The 18,589-nt window shown below is 44.8% G+C and carries 15 protein-coding genes; 6 read left to right on the top strand and 9 right to left on the bottom strand.

Annotation, left to right across the window (positions count from 1 at the left end; genetic code table 11):
• Positions 1 to 84 precede the first annotated feature (84 nt).
• From B3R63_RS12050 to B3R63_RS12060, 3 genes are all read right to left on the bottom strand, one after another.
• A complete protein-coding gene (locus B3R63_RS12050; protein ID WP_248122011.1) occupies positions 85 to 630 on the bottom strand; it encodes a type 1 glutamine amidotransferase domain-containing protein in 546 nt (181 codons plus the stop codon).
• Positions 631 to 866: 236 nt separating this feature from the next.
• Positions 867 to 1,952 carry a zinc-binding metallopeptidase family protein gene (locus B3R63_RS12055; RefSeq protein WP_286731398.1) on the bottom strand — a complete coding sequence of 362 codons (1,086 nt, stop codon included), beginning with the start codon at positions 1,950 to 1,952 and terminating at the stop codon, positions 867 to 869.
• A 72-nt stretch (positions 1,953 to 2,024) separates the two neighbouring features.
• A complete protein-coding gene (locus B3R63_RS12060; RefSeq protein WP_005023885.1) occupies positions 2,025 to 2,717 on the bottom strand; it encodes a TIGR04219 family outer membrane beta-barrel protein in 693 nt (230 codons plus the stop codon).
• A 537-nt stretch (positions 2,718 to 3,254) separates the two neighbouring features.
• Between B3R63_RS12060 and B3R63_RS12065 the strand changes: the two genes are divergently transcribed.
• From B3R63_RS12065 to zupT, 3 genes are all read left to right on the top strand, one after another.
• A complete protein-coding gene (locus tag B3R63_RS12065) occupies positions 3,255 to 4,733 on the top strand; it encodes a sodium-dependent transporter (RefSeq protein WP_286731402.1) in 1,479 nt (492 codons plus the stop codon).
• 8 nt (positions 4,734 to 4,741) lie between these two features.
• Positions 4,742 to 4,870: a methionine/alanine import family NSS transporter small subunit gene (locus tag B3R63_RS12070; RefSeq protein WP_005017618.1), complete on the top strand. Its 129-nt coding sequence runs from the start codon at positions 4,742 to 4,744 to the stop codon at positions 4,868 to 4,870.
• A gap of 89 nt (positions 4,871 to 4,959) precedes the next feature.
• Complete coding sequence (gene zupT / locus B3R63_RS12075; protein ID WP_005023887.1) at positions 4,960 to 5,769, top strand: zinc transporter ZupT; 810 nt, start codon at positions 4,960 to 4,962, stop codon at positions 5,767 to 5,769.
• Between the two features lie 23 nt (positions 5,770 to 5,792).
• On the opposite strand, the gene rsmB is transcribed toward zupT, so the two are convergent.
• Together rsmB and fmt are read right to left on the bottom strand one after the other, a co-directional pair.
• Complete coding sequence (rsmB, locus tag B3R63_RS12080; RefSeq protein WP_286731406.1) at positions 5,793 to 7,100, bottom strand: 16S rRNA (cytosine(967)-C(5))-methyltransferase RsmB; 1,308 nt, start codon at positions 7,098 to 7,100, stop codon at positions 5,793 to 5,795.
• A complete protein-coding gene (gene fmt, locus B3R63_RS12085; RefSeq protein ID WP_286731409.1) occupies positions 7,097 to 8,059 on the bottom strand; it encodes a methionyl-tRNA formyltransferase in 963 nt (320 codons plus the stop codon). The genes rsmB and fmt overlap by 4 nt, the downstream gene beginning before the upstream one ends.
• A 315-nt stretch (positions 8,060 to 8,374) precedes the next feature.
• Here fmt and ilvD point away from each other — a divergent pair, with 315 nt between their 5' ends.
• Both ilvD and B3R63_RS12095 read left to right on the top strand, forming a co-directional pair.
• Positions 8,375 to 10,060 carry a dihydroxy-acid dehydratase gene (ilvD, locus tag B3R63_RS12090; protein ID WP_111282693.1) on the top strand — a complete coding sequence of 562 codons (1,686 nt, stop codon included), beginning with the start codon at positions 8,375 to 8,377 and terminating at the stop codon, positions 10,058 to 10,060.
• A gap of 74 nt (positions 10,061 to 10,134) precedes the next feature.
• Entirely contained in the window at positions 10,135 to 11,439 is a 1,305-nt protein-coding gene (locus B3R63_RS12095; RefSeq protein ID WP_286731412.1) for a hypothetical protein, read from the top strand.
• A 63-nt stretch (positions 11,440 to 11,502) separates the two neighbouring features.
• Here B3R63_RS12095 and B3R63_RS12100 read toward each other — a convergent pair whose 3' ends face one another.
• Complete coding sequence (locus B3R63_RS12100; RefSeq protein WP_286731414.1) at positions 11,503 to 12,249, bottom strand: HAD family hydrolase; 747 nt, start codon at positions 12,247 to 12,249, stop codon at positions 11,503 to 11,505.
• Positions 12,250 to 12,433: 184 nt separating this feature from the next.
• Here B3R63_RS12100 and B3R63_RS12105 point away from each other — a divergent pair, with 184 nt between their 5' ends.
• A complete protein-coding gene (locus B3R63_RS12105; RefSeq protein ID WP_138000956.1) occupies positions 12,434 to 13,177 on the top strand; it encodes a sulfite exporter TauE/SafE family protein in 744 nt (247 codons plus the stop codon).
• Here B3R63_RS12105 and B3R63_RS12110 read toward each other — a convergent pair.
• The 3 genes from B3R63_RS12110 to ppc form a co-directional block, all read right to left on the bottom strand.
• Positions 13,174 to 14,079: a LysR substrate-binding domain-containing protein gene (locus B3R63_RS12110; RefSeq protein WP_248131846.1), complete on the bottom strand. Its 906-nt coding sequence runs from the start codon at positions 14,077 to 14,079 to the stop codon at positions 13,174 to 13,176. The genes B3R63_RS12105 and B3R63_RS12110 overlap by 4 nt on opposite strands.
• Positions 14,080 to 14,167: 88 nt before the next feature.
• Complete coding sequence (locus tag B3R63_RS12115) at positions 14,168 to 15,463, bottom strand: solute carrier family 23 protein (protein ID WP_119879740.1); 1,296 nt, start codon at positions 15,461 to 15,463, stop codon at positions 14,168 to 14,170.
• A 363-nt stretch (positions 15,464 to 15,826) separates the two neighbouring features.
• Positions 15,827 to 18,511 (bottom strand): phosphoenolpyruvate carboxylase, encoded by a 2,685-nt coding sequence (ppc, locus tag B3R63_RS12120; RefSeq protein WP_286731419.1) that lies wholly within the window; start codon positions 18,509 to 18,511, stop codon positions 15,827 to 15,829.
• Between the last annotated feature and the right edge of the window lie 78 nt (positions 18,512 to 18,589).

Raw genomic sequence — 18,589 nt, forward strand, 5'->3', positions numbered from 1 at the left:
ATGAGGGGGCTTTTTTTTATGCTTTGATTCTGGAATAGAAGGGGAGTTAGCCATCGCGATGCTGGCAATGGCTGATAGTCCGGTTTAAGCGGCTTCTAGTTCTTTTAAGATTGCTTCATTAAATTCAGGCAGGTCTCCTGGATTACGTGAAGTAATTAAAATCCACCCATGGGCCTTGCAATAGGCCACCGCTTCATCTTTCCATAATCCACCTGCATTTTTCAGGTCCAGTTCCAGGCTTTGATAGCCAGTAACGGTTTTACCTTCAATTCGTCCGGCATTAATTAATGTCCAAGGTGCATGACAGATCATGGCAATGGGTTTACCGTTATCTGTAAAATGCTGAATGAGTTGTTGCACCTGTTCATTAATGCGCAGGGTATCAGCATTTACCGTACCGCCTGGTACAATCAGAATGTCATAATCGGCCGGATCGACCTTTTCAAAAGTACTGTCAGGTGTGTAGGCTGGTCCAGGTTCTTTATCACCTTTCATGGTCTGTACTTCTTCATTTTTTTCGGCCGCATGAATTGCTTCAATGCCCTTACTCTTCAAAAATTCAAGTGGTTTAATCAGCTCGTCATGTTCTACACCGGCATTTGAAGTAATAATTAATGCTTTTTTTGCCATGTTCCTGAACTCCTTACTGGTTTTATATTTCTTTAGATTAGTCGAGTTTTATAGAACCCCCTATAGCAGTTCTTAAGCAGCTTTGTATAAAACAGATACAGTTTCAAATTTATTTACATTCATTTTTACGACTTATTTAAAAAGCTCTACTAAAAGCAGGGCTTTTTAAATACTGTTTTTTTATTCAGCATTAAATTGTCTAATTCAAGTAATAATCATTGTCCAATTTCAGTGATTCAGGCTTCCCGTACTTCTGGCTGTAATGCTACTTTGAGTAATCCATTATGTATGAAACGGAGTTTATCCAGTACTGTATCGGATAAGGTAAACGGATAAGCGTCTTCAAGGCCCATACTGCGATTAAGTGCATTTAAGCTATAGCTCAAAGCAAACCAGTTAATTAGGGTCTGTTCAAAGTCCTGTGAGCCAATAGGAGATTCTTTAAACTTCATGGCAGGGTCAGATGGACGGTTAGGCTCTAACCTTAGACCAGCATGATATGCGGTATCGAGCGTATCCATCATATGTAGGTAATGCGCCCAGGTTTCCGCCCAATCTTCCCAAGGATGTGCAGAGGCATATTGGCTAATATAGCTCTCACTCCAGTTCTCTGGTGCACCCTGTTCATAATGATGCTCTAAGGCCTTAGCGTAGTCCTGTCTTTCATCACCAAACAGCTGGCGAAATTCTTCCAGCCATTCCGGATAAGTATGGGTCAGTAGATCAAAATAATAATGGCCGCTTTCGTGACGGAAGTGGCCGAGCAGGGTGCGATAATTTTCACCCATGTTAAGCCGTGTCCGTTCACGATGCACTACATCCGCTTCTGAAGCATTTAAGGTAATCACACCATCAGCATGGCCAGTCATCACAGACTCATGCGGAAGGGGCATCAGGAAATTGAAACGCAGGCCATAACGGTCATGATCATCTGTTTTCGGACGCGGCAAGATATTCATCTGCTGGGTTAGATATAAAAATCTGCGTTTGGCCTGTTCTAATGCTCCCCAATACTGTTTATTTTCGGGAATGGATAGATCCGGAATCTTATGGGTTAATTGACACGAAGGACAATACATATTCGGGTCATCTACCGGAATCATCCAGTTGCAGACCTGGTAGTGAACGTAGTTATAACAGGGTTTATAGTCTGGCTTGGAGTCCTTGGGATCCACATGTTGCCAAAGCTGGTCATTAACTGGCTTGAAAGTACCCATTATTTTCTTTTCGACAATATAGCCTAGAGCGGCTTGGCACTTTTCGCAGTAGATATTATTAAAGAAAACTTGGTTCTGGCATTGTTGGCAATAGAAGATTTTCATTGCTTACTCAGTATGCATAGGTGATGACGACCAGTAATGAAGTTTTATTGGCTGGCCGTCTGGATGTTCTTGTTAAAAATGTGCTTCTAATCCTAGATATGGACCTTTGAACTCGAATTTCAGATCATTATCTTCATAGTCATCCAGGTCGATACTCAAACTACGGTAGCCAACTTTTGCACCTAAATCAACGAGCAGACTGTCAATTACGTTATATTTTATTTCAGCTTGTAGATCAGTTATTTTGGCATCATTAACGTTAGTATAAATACCTTCTGCCTGAGCACTTAGACCAGTAAAGGGAAGTTTGGCCTGCACCAGACCATAAAGTACCGGGTAGGTCTCATCAATGTCGAGGGTATTTAGCCCTACAGAAGAAATTTTACCATCAAGAAAACGTGCTCCCACACCGACATCAGCACTGATAATATTGTCGAGTATCTCGTAATATAAAATAGCATCAGTCTGATCTAGATCTACTTCATGTAATGGTACACCGGCAAGCTCATTTTCTGTCTGACTGTTTAAATTAACATATTTAAGTTTGGCATTCGGTATCAACGGTACAGGATGTTCAATAGAAAGCGACAGCTGAGGGCTACCTTTTTGGTCAAGGTCCTGATCATTAAGGTTCTGCTGGTTGCGGTTGAGCTGGCCATCATAGAACCAGTAATCTATACCGGCTTTTGCACCAATGATATCTGCATGGCTAAGCTGGGCTAGGCTGACCATTAATGCAATACCTGAATATTGAAAAAACTTCATAAGGTCACTTTTATAATGATGAAAAAGCAAATTAAAAAACCGGAGCAGTAAAAAGGTGTTTTTTTACTATTTCTACGGACAATAGAGCGCATCATATAGCAAACTTTATTTGATGACTTATATTTAAATATAGAGTCAGCAAGAGAAAAATATTGGGTTATATTGGATAAAACAGAAAATTTTTAATAAGATTTTTATAATTTTTAGGACTATATAAGACTGTACTTTATAAATTATTTTTCTAAATAATTGAAATTAAAACAAGTGAAGGATGAATAGACGAAAGATTTAAAAAGGTGACTGTAGAAATTACAGCAAAGTAAAACAAAAACAGGTATTGTTTCTTCATAAAAAAGCAAAACTCCAGATTCGGCTTTAAGCAGGCCTTTCTGACTTTGCAGGTTTGTGAATTAGACATACAGCTCAAAAGGCTGACCTAAGTTCAAACAAGGAAGATTTATTCAGGATACTTTTTTTGCTTGCGTTATTATCCCAAAAAAAAGCAGCATTAAAAGAAACCTAAGATTTAGGTGTTTTATGACAGATACTCGTGAAAATTGGTCCGCGCGATCAGGTTTTATTATTGCGGCCATCGGTTCAGCCGTGGGGTTGGGAAATATTTGGCGCTTTCCCTATGTTGCCTATGAAAATGGCGGTGGTGCATTTTTAATTCCCTATCTTATTGCTTTATTAACAGCAGGATTACCCCTGCTATTTCTGGACTATGCCGTCGGGCACCGAAGCAATGGTGCACCGCCTAAGGCTTATAAAAAACTGTTTAAACCTGCTGAATCACTGGGCTGGTGGCAGGTGTGTGTATGTATCATTATTGCTTTGTACTATGCAGGAGTGCTCACCTGGGCGGGTAGTTATATATTTTTCTCTATGGGACAAATATGGGGGAATGACCCGGAGACTTTCTTCTTCAAAACCTTCCTGAGAACTTCAGAAGCCAGCAATTTTGATATGTCTTTTGTTAGCCATCTTTTTTGGCCTCTGGTGGGTGTCTGGGCGCTGGTTTTGGCTATTCTCTATGGAGGCGTAAAAAAAGGAGTTGAGCTTTCTAACCGTATCTTTATGCCTTTACTGGTAGTACTATTCACTATTCTAGTGATTCAGGCGTTACGCTTACCAGGTGCAGCTGATGGTTTGAATGCCTTCTTTACCCCGAACTGGAAAGCCATGATGGATTATAAGGTCTGGCTGGCAGCTTATGGTCATATCTTTTTTTCTTTGTCTGTTGGCTTCGGTATTATGGTGACCTACGCCTCCTATCTAAAGCCAAAAACCAATTTAACGGGTTCGGGTCTTATTGTCGGTTTTGCCAATTCGTCATTTGAGCTTCTAGCTGGTATTGGGGTATTTGCTGCATTGGGCTTTATGGCTCACTCGGCCGGTACTAGCGTACAGGAAGTAGTAAGTGGCGGGATCGGACTGGCCTTTATTGCATTTCCTAAACTGATTTCAAGTCTGGGAGCCGGGGCTGATCTGTTTGGTATTCTGTTCTTTGGTTCACTGTTTGTAGCTGGTGTAACTTCAATGGTCAGTATTCTGGAAGTGCCAATTGCTGCCATGCAGGACAAGTTAAACTGGAGCCGCAAGAAAGCTGTAAGTGTGATTGGTTTCAGTACAGGTGCGGTATCTATTTTCCTGTTCTCAAGTGTCAATGCCATCAAGCTGGTCGATATTATTGACCACTTTATTAATAACCTTGGAATTGTGTCGGGTGCTTTAGTTTCAATTATTATCGTTTCCTGGTTCAAACGTGTACTGATGACTGAACTAGAAATTCACATCAACTCGATTTCTACAGTTAAACTGGGCCGTACTTGGGAACTTACACTAACTGTAGTTACTCCAGTGGTACTGCTGTCAACTTTGGCACTGACTTTAAATGCCTTACTGCAAAAAGGCTATGGTGATTACTCCTTAAGCCTTCAGGTCTGGTTTGGCTGGGGCAGTATTATTTTCTGTGCGCTAGGCGCATTGCTGTTTACTAAGCTCAGTCAGCGTTAGGAGGTGATATGAATACATCTGCAATTATTATGCTGGTCATTTCCATTGTCTTTCTATGGGGTGGTCTAATTTTATCTATTCTTCACTTGATGCGACATCCTGAAGAGATCGATATTAATGACCAACATAGACTCTAAATAAAAATACATTGCTTCAATACTGAAAGCCTATAAAAAAAGTCATTATCTCTTGTAGATAATGACTTTTTACTTTTAAGGGACAAACCATGGATAACTTCATGCAGCAAGAAGTCCTGACAGCTTTTCTGGTCACTTTATTGGCCGGACTGGCCACAGTGATTGGCGGAGCGCTGGTCCTGTTTTTTAGGCAGCCCAGCTTCCGGTTTTTATCATTCGGTCTGGCCTTTTCAGCCGGTGCGATGGTTTACGTTTCGCTTACTGAAATTCTTAATAAATCTATTGCTTCTTTCTCTGGTGCTTTTGACCCTAAAACCGGTTATGCCTTGGGAACTTTTTCATTGCTGCTGGGCATTATTCTGGTATTACTACTTGATCACTTCATTCCTAACCCGCATGAAAGTGTAGAAAAAGGTACAGAGCATGGACTGGATCAGCAGCAGCTGATGCGGACGGGACTGCTGACCCTGTTTGCTATTACTGCCCATAATCTGCCCGAAGGTCTGGCAACTTTTTTTGCCACATTGGAAAGTCCGACCTTGGGAGCACCACTTGCAGTTGCAATTGCTATTCATAATATTCCTGAAGGGGTAGCCATTGCTTTACCCGTCTATATAGCCACTCAGAATAAAAAACTTGCTTTAGGTGCAAGCTTTGTTTCCGGTCTTGCTGAACCTATAGGTGCAGCACTTGGCTATTTTATTTTGCAGCCTTTCATGAGTGATGCAATTTATGGCATTGTCTTTGGAATTATTGGTGGAGTGATGGTTTATCTGGCCTTAGACGAGCTGCTGCCCACAGCCAAACGTTATAGCCAAGGCCATGAAACCGTATATGGACTGGTATCCGGCATGGCGATTTTGGCTTCAAGTCTGGTACTGTTCAGATTTATCAGTTAAGAGTGGCTGAATAAAAAAGTGGCTTAAATTGCCACTTTCTTAATTCTACAGTAATAAAAGCCATCGCCATGTCCAGGTTCTGGCAGCAGCTGACGGCCATAGAGCTGCTCAATCCCCCAATCTGCCTGGATCTTGTCTTCTACAGCATCTTTGTGTTCAATAAAGAACTGGGTCATTTGCTGCTCATTTTCAACTTTTAAAATCGAGCAGGTGATATAAAGCAAAGTTCCCCCAACATTAAGCTGTTGCCACATATGATGCAAAATCCGTTTTTGCAGATCGACAGTCTGGGCAATGTCTGAGGGCTGACGCAACAGCCGGATGTCGGGATGCCGGCGCAGGACCCCAATAGCCGAACAGGGCGCATCTAAAATAATACAATCTACTGGCTGTTCAGGCTGCCAGCGTGTTGCATCGCCTGTTTCAATCTGAACATGACCAGCTTCAAGGTCAAGCCGTTGCAGATTCTCTGTAATTCGTTTTAAACGCTGTGGGTCCTGATCTAATGCAACCAGTAGCGCAGGTTGGTACTTTTCTAAAAGATGCGCCGTTTTCCCGCCAGGCGCTGCACAGGCATCAATAACCGTTTTGGTATTCAGATTGGGCAAAAGGCTGGTACTTAGCTGGGCATGTTCATCCTGTACTGAAAACCAGCCCTCGTCATAACCTGATAGTTCACGGATAGGCATACTCTGGTCCAGTACAATTCCTACCTCTGATACAACGCAGGCATGGGCCTGAATCTGTATATTATGCAGTTGTTCCAGATAGGCTTCACGACTGATTTTACGCTGGTTTACTCTTAGGGTCAGTGGGGCTGATTGCTTGAGGTTCTGGCTGAGTGACTGGATCTGCTCGGGCCAGTCTTTATTCAGTCGTTTAAACAGCCAGCTTGGCAGACCATGCGCCTGGTTCAGGGTGTGCTGAAATTGCTCGGTTTCCCGTGTGGCCCGTCTTAAAATGGCATTAACCACGCCACTGAGCGGATGAAAGCCCAGCTGTTTGGTTGCAGTGACCGTTTCCGAAATTGCAGCATGTGGCGCAATACGGGTGCAAAGTACCTGATACAACCCTAAATACAGGCAGGTTTCGACTACAGGATTATTCAGGGGCTTGGTCAGCAATGGCAGGGCCAGTGACTTGAGGGCGAACCATTGGCGTAAAGTACCTAGTAACAACTCATGGAACAAGGCTCGGTCACGGTCGGCCACCTGGTTTAGCTGCTGGTTCAGGATCAGTGACAGAGACTGGCCCTGTTGTACTGCCAGCAGACTATGCACCACTTGTGCACGTAAATTCAGGTCTGGACCGGGAGAGGGAATATAACTCATTGTAGGATTTGCCCAACCTTCAGTTTCTGGGTTTGATTAATTTGTACAGCATTCAGCGGTTTACCGCCTGGCCATTGCAGGCTGGTCAAGCAAAGTACAGTGTGCTGACCGCACTTTATATGAACCCCTTTTTTATCGACCGCAACAATCTCACCTGGCTGGGCGGCAGTATCTTGCTGGTCTGAAAGCCGTGATTCCCAGACACGCAGCGCAGTATGGTCATCTAGTTGACAAAATGCTACCGGCCACGGATTAAACGCCCGGATATTGCGGTCCAGAGCTACTGCATCCTGAGTCCAGTCAATTTCTGCTTCAGCCTTGCTCAGCTTATGGGCATACACAGCCAAGCTGTCATTCTGGACTTCACTGTCAGCAAGTGCCTGTTGCAGGGTCTGCTCAGATTCGAGCACTGTACAGATGGCTTCAGCGCCTTGTGCTGCGAGTTTATCATGCAGAGTTGCCGAGGTATCACTGGCCAGAATCGGACATAGCGTTTTAAGCATCATATCGCCTGTATCCAGCCCGGCAGCCATTTTCATAATAGTGACACCAGTAACCTGATCGCCTGTAGCGATAGCGCGCTGAATAGGGGCAGCACCACGCCAGCGTGGCAGCAGCGAACCGTGAATATTCAGGCAGCCATATTTAGGAGTATCTAAAACAGCTTGTGGCAAAATTAGACCATAAGCCGCCACCACCATTACATCTGCATTAAGTGCGGCCAGCTGCTGCTGTGCGGCTAGTCCTTCTGCAGTACTGCTTTTAAAATGCAGAGGCTGAAAAACGGGCAGATCATGTGCAAGTGCCAGCTGTTTTACCGCTGAGGCAGTCAATTTCTGGCCGCGACCTGCCTTGCGGTCTGGCTGGGTATAAACCGCCACAATGTCATGAGGTGTTTTTAATAATGCATTTAAAGCTACTGCGGCAAATTCAGGGGTGCCGGCAAAAATGATTCTCACAAGTGCAATCCGCTATAAACTTGTTTCAAGTATAAGGCATAATCGGCTGGAGGCCTAAAAGCGATGCGTATCCGGCTGTAACCTGAACAAAGTGGATGCTATATATGAACAAAAATTTATTTAAAACTATTTATTGATAATTTTATTTTATAGAAAAATAAAAAATTATTCATGCAAGTTTTCGGGATTATTCGAGAGATAAAGCCCTTTGCAGCTTTAAGAAATACAGAGGCTTCTATAGAATGATCACAATTAAAAAATACAGATGATGCGATCATAGCTACGGCCATCGCCTAAGCCACGGAGTGAGTTTTCATGAGCAAAGAAAATATACGCGAGCATTCAGCACCAGTTTATGAGGGCATCGAAAATGCGCCGGCACGTTCCATGATGCGTGCGGTGGGCTTTAATGATGATGATTTTACCCGTCCATTTATTGGTATTGCCTCGACTTGGGCAAATGTTACACCATGCAATATGCATATTGATGGTCTGGCGCGTGAAGTAGAAAGTGGTGTGAATACAGCCGGTGGTAAAGGAATCATTTTTAATACCATTACTATTTCTGACGGTATCTCAAATGGTACTGAAGGTATGAAATATTCACTGGTATCCCGCGAAATTATTGCTGACTCAATTGAAGCTGTTGTTGGCTGCCAGGCTTATGATGGCGTAATTGCAATTGGTGGCTGTGACAAGAATATGCCGGGATGCATCATGGGACTTGCCCGTCTGAACCGCCCGGGCCTGTTTATTTATGGCGGTACGATTCAACCGGGTGAAGGTCACACCGATATGATTTCGGTCTTTGAAGCAGTAGGCCAGCATGCCAAAGGTGAAATCAGTGCAATTCAGGTCAAGCAGATTGAAGAAGTGGCATTGCCTGGTCCAGGATCATGCGGTGGAATGTATACCGCAAATTCAATGGCCTCTGCCATTGAGGCGCTCGGCATGAGCTTGCCGGGTTCATCTTCGCAAGAAGCTATATCAAGTGACAAACAGCTTGACTGTGCACGTGCTGGCGAAGCAGTAATGAACCTGTTACGTCTGGATATCAAGCCTCGCGATATCATGACCAAGGCGGCATTTGAAAACTCAATTAAAGTTCTGATTGCTCTGGGCGGTTCAACCAACGGTGTATTGCATTTGATTGCGATGGCACATACTGCCGGTGTCGAACTGACACTGGATGACTTCGTACGTATTGGCAAGGATATTCCGGTTGTTGCTGATGTACGCCCTTCAGGTAAATATCTGATGTCGGAACTGATTAAAATCGGAGGCATTCAGCCCCTGATGAAGCGGATGCTGGACCGTGGCATGCTGGATGGTTCTTGTATGACAGTAACTGGCAAGACTCTGGCTGAAAACTTGGCTGATGTAGAAGATTATCCTGAGGGTCAGCAGATTATCATGCCGTTTGATGCACCAATCAAAAAGGATTCACATCTGGTAGTGTTGAAGGGCAACTTGTCTCCTATGGGGGCCGTGGCAAAAATTACCGGTAAAGAAGGGCTTTACTTTGAAGGTCCGGCGCGGGTATTTGAAGGTGAAATTGGAGCTATGCGCGGTATTCTGGATGGCGAAGTTCAAGAAGGGGAAGTCGTGGTCATCCGTGGTGAAGGACCAAAAGGTGGACCCGGTATGCCAGAAATGCTCAAGCCAACCTCTGCAATTATCGGTAAGGGCCTGGGCCAGTCAGTTGCCCTGATTACAGATGGCCGCTTCTCGGGTGGTAGTCATGGTTTTGTAATTGGTCATGTAACTCCGGAAGCCTATGAAGGCGGACCGATTGGTCTGGTCAAAAATGGTGACCGGATTTCGATTAATGCCGAGACCCGTGAGATGACCCTGCATATTTCAGATGAAGAAATGGCAGCTCGTAAAGCCGCCTGGGTTAAACCGAAACCAAATTATACTTCGGGTGCGCTGGCCAAGTTTGCTAAACTGGCAGCAGGCGCAGACAAGGGTGCCGTTACTGATCTAAATCTGGATGTGTAATTGAACATTTTGTCCTGACTTGTTATAAACCCTTGTATTAAGACAAGGGTTTTTTATTTTTAGAGGCTACTCACATGTCACTGTTACGCCGTTGGTTTGATCCAGTCCGATCGAGCTGGTTTTATCAAAAACCTTCCCGGCAGGCGGTATTGCCTACAGATCAGGGGCTGAGTATTTATCTGCGGCTGGATGATGTCTATAGTTATCTGGCTGCACAGCAGCTGACCCAGCTCGACAATATTCTCAGTGATGACATCAAGCCGCTCAAAATTATTATTTCAAGCCGGGCAGCTGAACCACCTAATAACATGACTGCCAGTGAATGGCAGGCCTATTGTGTTAATGATGCGCAGATTCTGGCAAAGCAGCACCGTTTTAGTTTTCATGAAACTCCGGAACTGCCTACTGCAGAGGCCTTGCAACAGGCCGAACTGATACTTCGGAATACACCGTTACAGGGGCGTAATTTCCTGTATTTGCTTGAGGATGTGTTTCATATGCTCTGGCAGCAGCAATATGGCAAGTTGCGCACACTGTATGCAATGGCCAAGCGCCATCAACAGCCGCATGACTATCCGGAGCGAATCTTTACAGATAATGCAATCTTGTCCAGCTACTTTGAGTTCGGTGGACGAAAATACCATGCAGTTGATGATCTGCTGCGTTTAACCCGCCGTCTCAAACAGCAAAAACTGCTGACGGGTAATCCGATTTTCCTGATCAATCATATCGAATGGCGTGAGCATCTGCTCAGTGATGCTGAAGAGCTGTCAGATATTCAGAGTATGCATCCGGAGCTTGATCTGTATATTGCACTTGAAGACCCTATTAGCTGGCTACTGCTGGCTTATATTAAAGAAGAGTTGGCAGATTATTATAATATCCAGTTGCAGGTTTATCCGCTCAGTTACCATGGCCGTGACTGGTTTGACTGGAGTCTGGCCACCCGCCTATCAAAACGCACCGAAGTTGCTTTTACGCCATTTTGCCGCCCCACTCAGGAAGCAACTTTAAATATGGCACGACTATTTTATAGTGTGCCGGAAGAACAGCGTATTGAAACCATGTACACTCTACTCAAAGCAGTGTGGACGCAAGGCAAAGATCTGTCATTTAAACCGCATTTTATGCAACTACAGCATAGTCTGGGAATTGAGCAGCTTGGTGAACAGGATGTTGTGACATTACTGGAACAGAATGATATGCGCTGTGAAAACATGCACCAACCTAGTTTACCAGTATTGCAATTACGGATTGATGGGCAGAGCTATACCTTTAACAGCCTGTACCGGGTCTGGATGATTGAAAGTATTTTTAACAATGTATTGGAAGAAAAGTATAAAACTGAAAATGATGCAGAGCATCAGCAGAGGGATTAATCAAAGAACCTGAACCCGACTGGAATAAAAAACAGCTGTAAGTTTCAAGCAGTAATATATCAGTTATATTTTCTTTGACCAGACTGGGCTGACAGCCTGCTGGTTCAGAACCTCCAACAATTCTTTATAGTCCTGCACTATATAGTCCGCTTTAAGACGGATTTGATCCTGTTCATGTTGGGAATGTTCATCATATATGGCCACGACCTGTATGCCAGCCGCATGCGCTGCCTCTACACCGATCAGCGAGTCTTCAATAATCAGGCATTCACTGGCTGTAATCTGAAAATGTGCCAAGGTCTTAAGATAAACTTCAGGGTCCGGTTTAATGCGCGTAACATTTTCGCGGGTAAGAATGAGGGAAAACTGGGTATTAAAATCTATCTTCTGGTAAATGTTGGGATTATTCTGCTGATAACGCTGGATATTATGAATACTGGTTGTGGTGGAGAGGGCCAGCAGAAAATTCTGCTGTTGTAATTCCTTTATGAAATGCTCGGCATACGGTTTTAAACGTATTACCTGATCAAGAAAATGCTGGGAGATGGTATAACGTAATGTTTTAATTTCCTGTTTTGATAAAGCAGAACCATAACTGTCTTTTAAAAAACCACAATATTCTAGGTATGGATCAGCATGAGTCCTGAACAGATTCAGTTGCTGGTCGCGCTGCTGTTGAATCTGTGACAGTGAGATGTTCTGGCCACTCAAGCTTTCAATCAGGTGGGCATCAATATCATTCCAGATTCCAACTGAATCGATCAATGTTCCATCCAGATCAAAACAGATTACTTTTTTGTTACTAAACATGGTACGTATTCTTTACTCAGCCCAAGCGCATGGAAGTATAACATGGGCAGCTAAAACAGTTTTCTGCTCTGTGCCTTATATCATTTGGCCTCAATCTTCTGTTGAGGCCTGCTCCATAAAACCCTGATATTGGAAGTTAATGACTTTACCTAAAATAATCGCTCTACCCAAAGGGATGAGTTGAATGCTTGGTTATGTCATAGGTGTATTTGCAGTAGCGGGAATGATCAAGGGAACTATTGGTCTGGGGCTGCCCGCAGTTTCAATGGGATTGCTAAGTCTGGTAATCAGTCCATTTCAGGCGGCGACCTTATTGATTATACCTTCCATGGTCACCAACTTTTGGCAGCTTTTTGCCGAAGGCCATGTGGTACGGCTGATCCGACGTTTCTGGCCAATGTTAGTGGGAATCGTCACCGGGACAATATGGAGTATTTTTCCAACCCTGGGTGAAACAGATACGGCGTTTCATAGTGAAATTTTACTGGGGGCCATGTTGGCGCTTTACGGATTATATGGCCTGTGCGCTAAAAATATGCCGAATCTGGCACCGTATGAGAAATGGCTTTCTCCAGCAATAGGATATCTGGGCGGAGCACTGACGGTGGCAACTGGGGTGGTGGTAATCCCGGTTGTCCCTTATTTGCAGTCTTTACAGCTTAAAAAAGATGATCTGGTACAGTCCTTGGGGTTAGCTTTTACCGTTTCTACACTGTGTCTGGCTATTTTTCTGCATCAAAACCCGGTTGATAATACACCGATTGATTATACTCTATCGATGATTGCCCTGATTCCGGCACTTATTGGCATGTGGTTGGGTACTAAAATCCGTTATCAGATAAGCGAGCAGAAATTCCGGAAAGTGTTTTTTATTGGTCTGGTTTTATTCGGCAGTTATATGATGCTACACCAGTTAGGCTGGCTCTAGCCCAGACTGAGCTGACTTTTCTTTGCCAGCAAAAACTGGCTGAAATGCTGATATGGCACAGGCAGCTCGTCAAAACTACGTGCGGCCAATAAGAGTTTACGATTGGCCCAAGCACCATTCAGCTTGATCTGATGGAAGGTGTAATGAACACTTAGTCGCATGGCTGCACGTTTAGGCATAACTGCCACCCCTACGCCATTGGCAACTACCTGGGCAATGGCTGCAAAATTTGGCAGGCGTAAACGGTACTGGATAGCGCAGCCAAGAAGCTGGGCTTGGGTTTCAATTGACTGCTGTAGAGAATGATGCTGCATTAATCCGACAAAAGGCTGAGTGAGCGTATCGGCCAGAACCAATTCTTTAAAATGACTCAGTTCATGCTTTAGGGGGCAGATCAGTACCAATGGATCATCAGAGAACTCCAGTGTCTGTAACTGATGGGCCTGAAAGAAACTGGAAATCAGGCCCAGGAGCGCCGTCCCCTTATCCAATGCATAAATAATATCGTTACTTTCTGCCTCTTTCAGATCGATTCTGACCTGAGGATTTTCAACCAGATACTGGGGTAGCAACTGTGGCAGATACTCACTTTGTGCAGATGAGTTACACCAGAGTGCGACTTCACAGCTTAAATTTCTGGAGAAAGGTAGCATACTGTGCTGTAAATGCCGCCCTTGCTGGATCATCAATGTGGCCTGCTCGGCAAAGGCTTGTCCGGCTAAGGTCAGACTGACACCAGAAGAGTGCCGGATAAACAGCTGTACGGTAAACTGCTGTTCCAGTTTTTTGATACGTTCACTGGCTGCCTGCAAGGAAATGGCTGAGTGCTCGGCACCCCGGGTCAGACTGCCACTGTCTACAATATTCAAAAAAAGCTGCAGATCAAATAAGTCAAGGCGCATGGCTGAGCTGTTCTGGGAAAGTACCTCTATCTTACTAAAACCCCCATAAAAAAAGCAGCCCGAAGGCTGCCGAAATCAACAGATCAAATCAGGTTTTATCTTTAAGGCTAAAAAACCAGTTCAATAAAATTGCTGCGAAGGTTGCAGTACCAATACCGCCCAGATTAAAGTTGCCAAAGACCAGCTCAAAATTACCGGCTCCCAGAATAATAGTCACGGCAGCAACTACCAGATTTTTGTTATTAGCAAAATCGACCTTGTTTTCAATCCAGATTTTGGCGCCGGCAATGGTAATCAGGCCAAATACTACAATTGATGCACCTGTCAGGATAGCGGTAGGAATAGTAGAGATGACTGCACCAAATTTTGGTGAAAGGCCCAGAAAAATTGCAAAGATACCGGCAATCACAAAAATAATGGTGGAGTAAACCCGGGTAATTGCCATTACCCCAATATTTTCACCATAGGTGGTCATACCGGGAGCACCAACACTGCCTGACAGTGAAGTCGCAATCCCGTCTGCAACAAATGCCTTGCCTAGATGCGGGGTCAGGTTTTCACCTGTCATCGCCCCAACTGCCTTGATATGTCCCAGGTTTTCAGCTACCAGGATCAGTGCAACAGGTGCAATAATCAGCATGGCATTCATTTCAAACCGGGGCGTGGTCATACTTGGAAGTCCGAACCAGGCTGCATTCGAGATGACTGAAAAATCAATCGGTTTACCATAGCCCAGCACATTACTAATGATAAAATAAAGCAGGTAAGACAGTAGTAGCCCAACCAGCAATAATAAACGCTGCAAAAGTCCACGGGTAAAGACTGCGATAATACCCATAGAAAGTACCGTTAGTAGCGCCATCCACATATCAAACTGATTGCCTGCTACACTCTTGACAGTCACTGGCGCAAGGTTCAGGCCAATAATCATTACCACTGCGCCTGTTACCACAGGAGGCATCAGTTTCTCGATCCAGCGGGTACCAGTCAGCATGACAATGAAACCGATGACGGCATAAAATACCCCGCAGGCCACTATACCGCCCAAAGCAACAGCCAGGTTCGGATTGACACCGCTACCAATGGCATGGCCACTTGCTGCTGCGACTACACCAATGAAAGCAAAGCTTGAACCCAGATAACTTGGTACCCGGCCGCCTGTAATTAAAAAGAATAAAATGGTGCAGATCCCGGACATCAAAATAGCCAGGTTAGGATCAAAGCCCATCAGTAAAGGTGCAAGTACCGTTGCGCCAAACATGGCGAATGCATGCTGGATACCTAAAACTACACTTTGTGCCGGAGGGAGATATTCATTGGTAGAGACGGGTCGCTGGTCAATATGACCGGCATAAGGACGCCATTTGGGAAACCAATTGGACATAAAATGAGCTCTTGAAATTCAAACTGGCGACATCATACTCTTTCTTTTCTGGAGAATTAATCTTTCCAGTAAAATTAAATGATGATAATTACAATAGTTTTTTGGTTTTTTTACCAACCGGTAAAAAGGTTGAATAAGCTAAATTTTACGAAATCAATCAATTAATTTATGATTTTTTAGAGTATTGACTTTAAAAATAATTTTTGCATGAGATAAAAATAATATGTTTTAAGCAGTATTTTTTTAATAGAGTCTGATCGGAATGGCAAAACGGATGAGAGCTACATATTGATCTGCCAGTAAATTAAATCTTATTTACTGGCAGAGATTTTTTTGTTTAAAACCTATTTGCTAAAGTATGGATTAGCCTGTGTTACGTAAACCTGCGGCAATACCCGCAATACTGACCATCAGGGCGTGGTCAACCGGTGTATGTTCAAGTTGCTGTTCAGCCAGATAGATCCGGCGGCGTTTCATCAATTTGGCCTGTAACAGGTGCAGGGGCAACAGATACGGTTTACGCACCCGCATTGACTGGTCCAGTACTTCATTATGGCTGAGCAGCTTGGATTCGCCCTTGAGTGCCAGTAAAGTCTGAACAGCATCTTGCAGACGCTGACGCAACTCTTGTCCAAGTGCTTTGAGTTCAGGGTCATCGGTCAGATGAGCCTCATAATATAGCGCTACATGGGCATCGGCCTTAGACAGCACCATTTCCAGCATGTCTATCAATGTCTGAAAATAAGGCCATTGCTGTAACATTTCATCCAGCAGTCCTTTTTGGCCCTGATCCAGTACCTGATTCAGCGCAGCACCTGTACCCAGCCAGGCAGGGAGCATCAAGCGGATCTGGGTCCAGGCAAATACCCATGGAATAGCACGCAGGGATTCGATACCGCCACTGACTTTACGTTTGGCCGGGCGTGAGCCTAGCGGCAGCATCTGTAGTTCCAGCTCAGGAGTTACGGTACGCAGATATTGCACAAAGTGTGGGTTCTCCCGTACAGTCTGGCGATAGACCTGTACTGAAAGATCAGTCATGCGATGCATCAGTTCACGCCATTCGGCTTTAGGTTCTGGCGGTGGCAATAAAGTTGCCTCTAGCGTTGCTGCGGTATAAATTTCCAGATTTTGCAGGGCAATACCTTCCACACCAAATTTGAAGCGGATCATTTCACCCTGTTCTGTTACCCGAATAGCCCCTGATATTGAACCGGGCGGCTGGGAGAATAAAGCCTGCTGGGTCGGTGCTCCACCACGGCTAATAGAACCACCACGACCATGAAACAGAGTCAGCTGAACAGCATGTTGCCGGGCCACCGCAGTTAGCTCTTCCTGAGCACGGTATTGTGCCCAGTTGGCAGACATAAAGCCGGCATCTTTTGCGGAGTCGGAATATCCGATCATTACCTCATGCTTACCTTGAATGTGCTGTTTGTACCAGTGCATATTGAACAGTGTCGCCATCGTAGCGGCTGCACTATCCAGATCCTTTAAGGTTTCGAACAGGGGCACAACACGCAATGGTCGTTGTATACCTGCTTCTTTTTGCAGTAGTAGTACGGCCAGTACATCGCTCGGGTACTCCGCCATGGATATAATATAGGCACCCAGGCTTTCAGATGGCTGTTCGGCCAAGGTCTGCATGGTCGCAAACACTTCCTGAACATCGGGATGCAGGATCAGACTTTGTGCCGGTTCATTGAAGTGTTTAGGCAGTAAAGGCCGTTTACTTTGTAATTCCTGCAACAAGAAATTCTGGCGTGCCTGTTCTGTCCAGGTGTCAAAATTGCCCAGACCCAGGTATTCAGTAATGGCCGAGATGGCTTGGCGATGACGGCCCGACTCCTGACGGACATCCAGTTTTAAGAGTTCGATACCAAAACAGTTAACCCGACGGATAAAATCCAGCAGTCGGCCATTGGCAATTTCTGGCAGGTTACAGGCCATCAGTGAGCGGTAACAGAGAAGTAAAGGCTGGAGTAATTCGTCCTTACTATGAATAACAAGGCTGGCGTCAGCATCTTGCCCCTGTAATTTCTGTGCAAGCCAGTGACGGGTAGCGCGTAAACGTTCGCGTGTTTGACGCAGATATTCCCGGTAGGGTTCAGGGTGAGTATATCCCAACGCTTCGCTCATTTCCTCGGAGCAGTTCTGAATGGAAAGTTCCCAGCGCAAGGCTTCGATATCACGTACATACAGATCAGCAGCCTGCCAGCGTGATAGCCATAAAACTTCCTGTGTAACCTGATGGGTTACATTCGGATTCCCATCCCGGTCGCCGCCCATCCATGAAGCAAAGCGAATAGGTGCAACTTCGAGCGGCAGAGGTCGGCCACAATGCTCGAGTACCAGCTGATCCAGTTCATGAATAAATTTAGGTACAGCATTCCACAGGGTTTGTTCGATAGTGGTAAAACCCCATTTTGCCTCATCAATCGGGGTTGGACGATGCTGGCGGATTTCATCGGTTTGCCAGGCTGAACAGATCAGCTGCTTCATTTCATCCAGTACACTCTGACGTTCATGAGGGGTCAGTTTTTGCTGGTCCAGACGCGACAGGCACTGGTTGATTCCATCATATTTCTGAATTAGGGTACGGCGGCTGACTTCTGTAGGATGTGCGGTCAGTACCAGCTCGATCTTGAGTTCACAAACTTGCTGGTAGAGGGCATCAGCACTGATATCTTTTTGTTTAAATTTCTGAAACAGGTGATCAAGCGGGTTTGGAGAAGGAGCATTTTCATCGAATTCATGCTGTCTCCGGCTGCGGACCAGATGATATTGCTCGGCAATATTGGCAAAGTTCAGAAAATGGGAAAAAGCCCGGGTCAGGGGCAGAATTTCTTCATCTTTTAATATTGAAAATAGTTCTTCGAGCTGTTTTTCTGCTTCTTTTTGTCCATCACGCGCACCTTTAGCTAAAGCACGAATCTGTTCAATCTGATTAAACAAATCCTGTCCCGCATGCAGTTTGAGGGTTTCACCCAGAAGATTACCGAGCAAACGGACATCTTCACGTAACGGGGCATCAATTTGTTGAATCATCACCTTTCTCCTGAGGCTGTTTTCCTTATATCTTTTTGACTATACCGCGATTATGTGACTTGCCAAGACAGAGAATTT

Source organism: Acinetobacter sp. UBA1297, assembly GCF_002307755.1.
Classification (GTDB): domain Bacteria; phylum Pseudomonadota; class Gammaproteobacteria; order Pseudomonadales; family Moraxellaceae; genus Acinetobacter; species Acinetobacter radioresistens.